Source organism: Microbacterium sp. JAI119, assembly GCF_013410135.1.
GTDB classification, from domain to species: domain Bacteria; phylum Actinomycetota; class Actinomycetes; order Actinomycetales; family Microbacteriaceae; genus Microbacterium; species Microbacterium oxydans.
Genome location: NZ_JACCCK010000011.1, coordinates 1 through 6,200 on the forward strand (window position 1 = coordinate 1; position 6,200 = coordinate 6,200).

General features: G+C 62.7%; 6 protein-coding genes. 3 read left to right on the forward strand and 3 right to left on the reverse strand.

Annotated features, from left to right (window positions below; translation table 11 throughout):
* Positions 1 to 236 precede the first annotated feature (236 nt).
* A complete protein-coding gene (locus tag HDC31_RS19855; RefSeq protein WP_113680185.1) occupies positions 237 to 647 on the forward strand; it encodes a (deoxy)nucleoside triphosphate pyrophosphohydrolase in 411 nt (136 codons plus the stop codon).
* Here the strand turns inward: HDC31_RS19855 and HDC31_RS19860 are convergent.
* On the reverse strand, positions 637 to 1,719 hold the full coding sequence (locus HDC31_RS19860) for a YDG/SRA domain-containing protein (protein WP_258546200.1): 1,083 nt from the start codon (positions 1,717 to 1,719) through the stop codon (positions 637 to 639). The genes HDC31_RS19855 and HDC31_RS19860 overlap by 11 nt on opposite strands.
* A 96-nt stretch (positions 1,720 to 1,815) precedes the next feature.
* Between HDC31_RS19860 and HDC31_RS19865 the strand changes: the two genes are divergently transcribed.
* Positions 1,816 to 2,901 (forward strand): type I restriction endonuclease, encoded by a 1,086-nt coding sequence (locus HDC31_RS19865; protein WP_113680183.1) that lies wholly within the window; start codon positions 1,816 to 1,818, stop codon positions 2,899 to 2,901.
* Between the two features lie 45 nt (positions 2,902 to 2,946).
* On the opposite strand, the gene HDC31_RS19870 is transcribed toward HDC31_RS19865, so the two are convergent.
* Together HDC31_RS19870 and HDC31_RS19875 are read right to left on the reverse strand one after the other, a co-directional pair.
* Positions 2,947 to 4,077 carry a GTPase family protein gene (locus tag HDC31_RS19870; protein ID WP_113680182.1) on the reverse strand — a complete coding sequence of 377 codons (1,131 nt, stop codon included), beginning with the start codon at positions 4,075 to 4,077 and terminating at the stop codon, positions 2,947 to 2,949.
* A gap of 95 nt (positions 4,078 to 4,172) precedes the next feature.
* Complete coding sequence (locus HDC31_RS19875; RefSeq protein ID WP_147251157.1) at positions 4,173 to 5,225, reverse strand: hypothetical protein; 1,053 nt, start codon at positions 5,223 to 5,225, stop codon at positions 4,173 to 4,175.
* A gap of 100 nt (positions 5,226 to 5,325) precedes the next feature.
* Here HDC31_RS19875 and HDC31_RS19880 point away from each other — a divergent pair, with 100 nt between their 5' ends.
* The gene (locus HDC31_RS19880) at positions 5,326 to 5,835 is read left to right on the forward strand and encodes a hypothetical protein (RefSeq protein ID WP_113680179.1); all 510 of its coding nucleotides are present in this window, start codon (positions 5,326 to 5,328) and stop codon (positions 5,833 to 5,835) included.
* The last annotated feature ends 365 nt before the right edge of the window (positions 5,836 to 6,200 follow it).

Here is a 6,200-nt window from a genome sequence, read left to right on the forward strand (position 1 = left end):
GCCGCGTCACGACCGGCACGAACCTGCGCTAACCTGACCACGCGACCTGAGGAATTCCGATGAGCAACTCTGGGGAATTTCGATGAGCGCCATCAGAGTGGAACTGGTCCCAGTCCCGTTCGGCCACGAAGGCCCGAAGGGCGGCGAGAGTCTGCGGCGACGGCATGATGCGACGCTAGCAGGGTTGGGGTAGGGGCCCCGAGGACGCTCCCTGTTAGCTTGCTCTCGGAGGCATAGTGAGCGAGAGCCGTGTTATCGAGGTCGTTGCAGCCATCATCGAGTATGACGGCAAGATCCTCGCGTGCCGCCGTCGACCGGAGAAGGCGGCTGGAGGGAAGTGGGAGTTTCCCGGGGGCAAACTCGAAAAGGGTGAGACGCACAGCGAGGCTTTAGTTCGAGAGATACAAGAAGAGCTCAGCACCTCCATCGAGGTCATCGCCCCGCTTCGAACCGACGAGACCTTGGTCGGCGAGAGCACGATCCGCCTCATTTGCCTTCGCGCCAAGGTGCTTGGAGAGCCACCGACGCAGAGTCTCGACCATGATGAACTGCGCTGGGTTGGTCACAGCGACCTGCCTGATCTTGAATGGGCCGCCCCGGACCTGCCAGCAGTCGCGGAACTTGCAGCCGAGGACCCTAATCGATGACCATGAACTCCTCGTCATCGCGGACCACTAGAAGGATGCCCAGATCGGACAGCAAGGCTTCGAGGTGAGCGATTGGTCTGCTGGGAAGCAAGATGACGGGGATCCCGGGCCTGCCGGACTCCCGAACCAGCCGGGAGTAGTCGAGGACTTGTCCAATCGCGGTGCGAACGTATTCGCGAGCGGGCGACTTCTTCGCCTCGACAACCCAGCCTGACTCTGAGACGTAAAGATCGGGTTCGATCGCGGCTCCTGCAGAGGTCAGGCGAAGACGCTGGGGAGTCTCACCACGGGACCTGATCCACTGCCCGAAGTCCTTCTGCAACTCGAACTCGATTCGGGAGACGACGCGCTCGCCAGGGATGAGTTGTGCTCCGATGACGTACGACGAAGACTCGGGAGGTGTCCAAGACGAGGTCTGCGCCCTTTCTGGGACGGGCGGGGATGGCGCATCGAGTGCTTCCACATCGGCGTCAACCGGCACGAGCTTGAAGATGATTCCTTCGCGAAGATTGCCGTCGGAGTCCGGGATTGTCTCGATGCTGAAGGTTGGCTCGCCAGTGGTGAACTCCCCGACGTAGGTGACGTAGGTGCCCTGTTTGGTGAACAGGCGGATGGGGCGGCCGTTTTCGGCGGCGTCTCGAAGCGCAGTGTTCCCGCGGGCGAATACTTGCGGACCGTACTGACCTTCGCCCGTGTAGAGAAAAGAACCGTCTCCCTGTAGCCCTTCAAAGGTGTCGTAACCGTGCCTCGCTCCGCTTTCCGGGCTAGTGATGACGAGTATGTCGGGAATCGACTTGGGCGTGATAATCCCGCCCTGCTCTTGACCCCTGTATGCAGCGTGTAACTCTCGCCGCAGCACGGTGTCGCCAATCTCCAATGTCCAGACCATCGGATCGGTGGGTCGGAGCTGCCGATCGAACCGAGCCCGCACCGCGTCAGCCTGGATGTCGTCGAGATTCCATCCGACGGCGCCTTCGGGCGGCCTGCCGTACTGCTCTCCGAGGAAGCCACGGATGCGCTTCTGGGCGACGTTCAACTCCAGCGATAGTCGGGCCGGCGTCGTTGTGCTCACGCCACGCAGCATATCGATATGCCGCACCGCCCATACTTCGCTCCAGGGTCCGCTATCGTCTGGACTAAAGCGTGTTCAACGAAGAGCGGAGTAACGGTGGAGTTTTCAGAGCGTCTCGATTCCCTCGCAACAAAGGTGAAAAACCAGGCGACGGCGATCGGGACCGAGGAGGCGACGAAGAATGCCTTCGTCATGCCGTTCATCTCGACGATTCTTGGCTACGACGTCTTCGACCCGCTCGAGGTCGTCCCCGAGTTCACGGCCGATGTCGGCACGAAGAAGGGGGAGAAGATTGACTACGCCATCATGCGCGACGGCGAGGTTCAGATCCTCATCGAGTGCAAGCCATCGATGGGGTCGCTCAAAATCGAGCACGCTTCGCAGCTCTTCCGTTACTTCGCCGTCACGAACGCGCGCATCGCTGTTCTGACGAACGGCGTTGTCTGGCACTTCTACACTGACCTCGACGCCCCGAACCGGATGGACGGCAAGCCGTTCCTCGTCCTTGACCTGCTCGACATCGATGAGACGCTGATCCCCGAGATTCAGAAGCTGAGCAAGGAGAGCTTCGACCTCGACTCGATCATCAGTGCGGCGGAGGAGCTCAAGTACATCGGGGCTCTGAAGCGAGAGATCGCAAGCCAATTCCGCGAGCCGACGGACGAGTGGATCAAGTTCTTCGCAACGCGTGTGTACGACGGTTCATACACGCAGAAAGTGCGTCAGCAGTTCACTGGGCTGGTAGGTAAGGCGGCGCACCAGTTCCTCAACGAGCGTGTGAATGATCGTCTGAAGACCGCCCTCGGCGTGAGCGGAATTACGCACACGTCAGACCCTTCGCCGGCGACGAGTGCTGAGGTCGCGGAAGCAGACCTCGACCGCGACACCGAGATTGAGACCACTCTCGAAGAACTAGAGGGCTACCAGATCGTGAAGGCGATCGCCTGTGGCGAGGTCAAGCCGCAGCGCGTCACGCACCGCGATGCGAAGAGCTACTTCGCCGTGCTGCTCGATGACAACAACCGGAAGCCTGTGGCCCGTCTTCACTTCAACGGGAAGCAGAAGTACCTGGGGCTGTTGGACGAGGACAAGGTCGAGACACGGCATGCGATCGAAGAGCTCGATGAGATCTATTCGCACGCGGATGGAATCCGCGAGGCCGTTCGCAGATACAAGGACTAGTCCGAGGGGCGGGTGGCGGCGCCTCGGTTGGGTGCGGAACGCCGCTCAACCTCGCCCGCCGCTCACCTTCTTGAACCACACGCCGACCTGCGTCTGGAACAGCTCGCGGACCAGGTTGCTGTCGAGCGCACCGTCGACGCCTCGCAGTCGACCCTGCGTGAGCTCCCCGCAGACCACAGCCCACGCGTATCCGATCGCCAGCGTGAAAGTGCTGGCGACGGTGCCCGAGATCACGCCGCCCACCACTGTTCCCGCTCCAGGGATGAACTTCAGGAGCCCTGCGACCGCGCTTCGTCCGGCAGCGGAGACAGCGACGGTCGCTGCGGTTGCCGCGATCGTGGCGGTCTCGACCCTGACCCCGTAGATTGCAGCCACTCTCGCCATCATCCCGAGCTGAATGGGGACGAGCACTCCTGCGTCCGCAACGGGGATCGGGATCGCTCCGACGGTCAACGCCGCCGTGGCAGCCGCGCGGACAACTGTTTGAGCTTGCTTGCGCTTTCTTGCCAGATCGACCTTCTGGGCGGCTGCGAACGCTGCTTCAACACCCTCGGGAGCTGCGCGAAACGTGGCATCCACGAGCTCCGTGAGCCCGTGCTGAACCTGACCGGTGAACTCATCCGCCGTCGACATCACCAGGATCGGACGGCCTCCCACGATCGGCAGGTCGAGCCCGGCGATGTGATCCGCCAGGGTCAGGGCGTCGGCGTGATACTCACCGTTCCGCGACGGCACCTGCGTCAGAACGGCGACGACAGGCAGGCCGAGCTCGTGCAGGCGACGGATGAACTCCGCCTCGGTGTCCTCGAACCGCCGGTCCGTCGCCCGTACGCAGTACCAGGCGACGTGGATCTGCTCGGAGAGCGGCCGCTGGCGCATCTTCTTCAGATAGTCGCCGAGTTCGCGGATCAGCTCATCGGTGTCCTTACCGATCTCGAGGCCACGCGTGTCGAGCAGGCCGAGGAAGCCGGAACGGTGGATGTAGAGATGCTCGTCCATCGTGACGGGCTCGCCGACGCCGGTGGGAGCGACCTCCTCGCCGAAGATCGCGTTGATCAGCGTCGACTTCCCGACGCCTGTCTTGCCGAAGATGGCGAGGTTGAAGCGGCCGATCTCGTCCGCCTGCTCTTTCCACTGACTGCGGAACTCGTCTTCAGAGAAGGTCTCACCCGTCATTGCGCACTCCCTCTGAGGCCGTAGCCTCGGTCAGCGGCGAAGCTCCCCCCTCGCTCACGCCTAGCGTATCGGGGCACACCTGAACTCTCGCTGCCTCACTCCGGGCCGTGGTTCACCCAGTCCGGACCCAGGGCCGACGACGTCAACTCGACCTCCGGCAGCCAGAGGGAGAGAGGGAGTAGCTCGTTCACGGCATTGATCGTCTCGTTGCGCGAATCGTCCAGCCTGTCGGCAAGACGCAGAAAGCGCCGTCTGTCCCGCTGGGGGATTCTGTCTAGCGAATTGCCGAGGTCGGGGACGGAGGAGAACTCTCGAGCAAGCTGCCTGAAGTCGAAGTTCACGGCGCTCATCCTGCGCCGGATCACATCCACCGCCTGCGGGTCGAGCGGCTCCGTACAGTGCACGACGCTCGGCACCCCGAGGGTCTCACGCGTGATCAACCGACGGCCACGTAGCGACTTCGTGATTCCCTTCAAGGCGTCTTTCAGCTCCTGCATCGAGGATTCGCGACCCACCGATGCGCGGAACGCCTCGCGGTCGAACACCTTGTGGATGAACTCTTCGGGATCTGGGTCCTCGACCCATCGGACGATCGGCGGTTGTGAATGTCCACTCGTGTTCGCGACGTGGGCGAGGGCGCCGTCGAACGCGTTTCGGTTCGGGGATCGCGCTTCGAACAGCTCGTAAAACTTCTCGGCGAAGAGTCGCGCCCCGGCGTCGTCGACCTTCCGATTCGCTCCGATGAACCAGCCGCCCTGGGGGATGAGGTGCGGCGCCCACTGCGAGGTCTCGCATCCATTCAGGAACACACCATTAAGGCTTTGCGCGTCGCGAAGCGCGGCGTGCAGCTCGCGCGGCGTCGCGGTGGAGGCGATAGGCCACCCTTGTTGGTCACGCCCGGCTACTACGAGACTTCCGCGCTTGCCATGCCCGATGAAGTGGAACACGTGAGGATCGAAGTCGCGTATCGCGGACTCGAGATCCTCCCAAGGCTCGTCAGCCCTGACCTGGACGTCAAACCTCTCACCGGTGTTGAGGTGCTCAAGCATCTGTGCTTCGATCGGCGCCTCAAGGAGATCGCGCGCAAGGTGAAGCTGGGCCCACACGAGCACCCGAGTCCGGGGGTGAGCTAATCCTCTGAGCGTCATGGCGCGAGCCTAAGCGAGCCATGCTCCCCGGGCTCGGTGGCCCTTCCCTCCCTCCACCCGCTGCGCCATCATGAGACGACCGCCCACCAAGGAGGCCCTCTTGTCGCTCGCACCGAATACGCCGGCAACTGCCGCCGCCAAGGGCCTCCCCGGAGTCGCGATCGTCGCGGAGATCCGACGCGTCCTGATCACGGCCCTGATCGCCGTCTTCGTGTACTCCACACTCATGGTCGCCAGCCGGAGCTACTGCCCCGGTGGCGTCGACGGGAGCGGCGGCTTCATCGGTGCGTCAGGACAGCCGACCGACCAAGCGCCCGTTTGCATCGACCTGACGCTCCGGCCCAGCCCTCTGGTCTACATCAGCATCGCTGCGATCGTCCTGATCACTCTCGGACGCGTGATGAAGGCGAGCGACGAACGGGCAGCCCTCAGGGCACTGAACCGCGCGGCCATCGGAATCGCGGCACTCGTGGCCGTCGCGATCGTCGTCTCCCTCGTCTGGTTCTTCCTGATCCCCATGGAGGGATTCACCTCCGACTCATGGACGGTCTTCAGCCCGTTCCCCTTCGGACACATCGACGTCACGACTACGCCAATGACCGTCGAGTGACCCACGAGGAGAGCAGGGAGGAGAAACGGATCTGTGACGCAGGTGCGCGACACGCCCGGCGGTCAGCCCTGATTTGCCCGATCCCCGGGATCCGCGTAACTTATTACTTGTTCGCCCCAAACGGTTGAGCGGAGGTCCTCGGACCGGCTCCCGTCAAGCAGCTAACACCTCCCGAATCCCACACACTCTCTGAGTGAACAGGATGAAGGTGCTGATCCGTTCCCACGGTCAGGCCGAGAAAAACTCGGACTTGACAACGGAAACGAGATCGGTAAGATAGAGAAGTTGCCCTTCGGGCCTGGCTGTGATGGCTGGGTCGTGGGAGCATCCGATCCTTGAGAACTCAACAGCGTGCACTTGTCAAA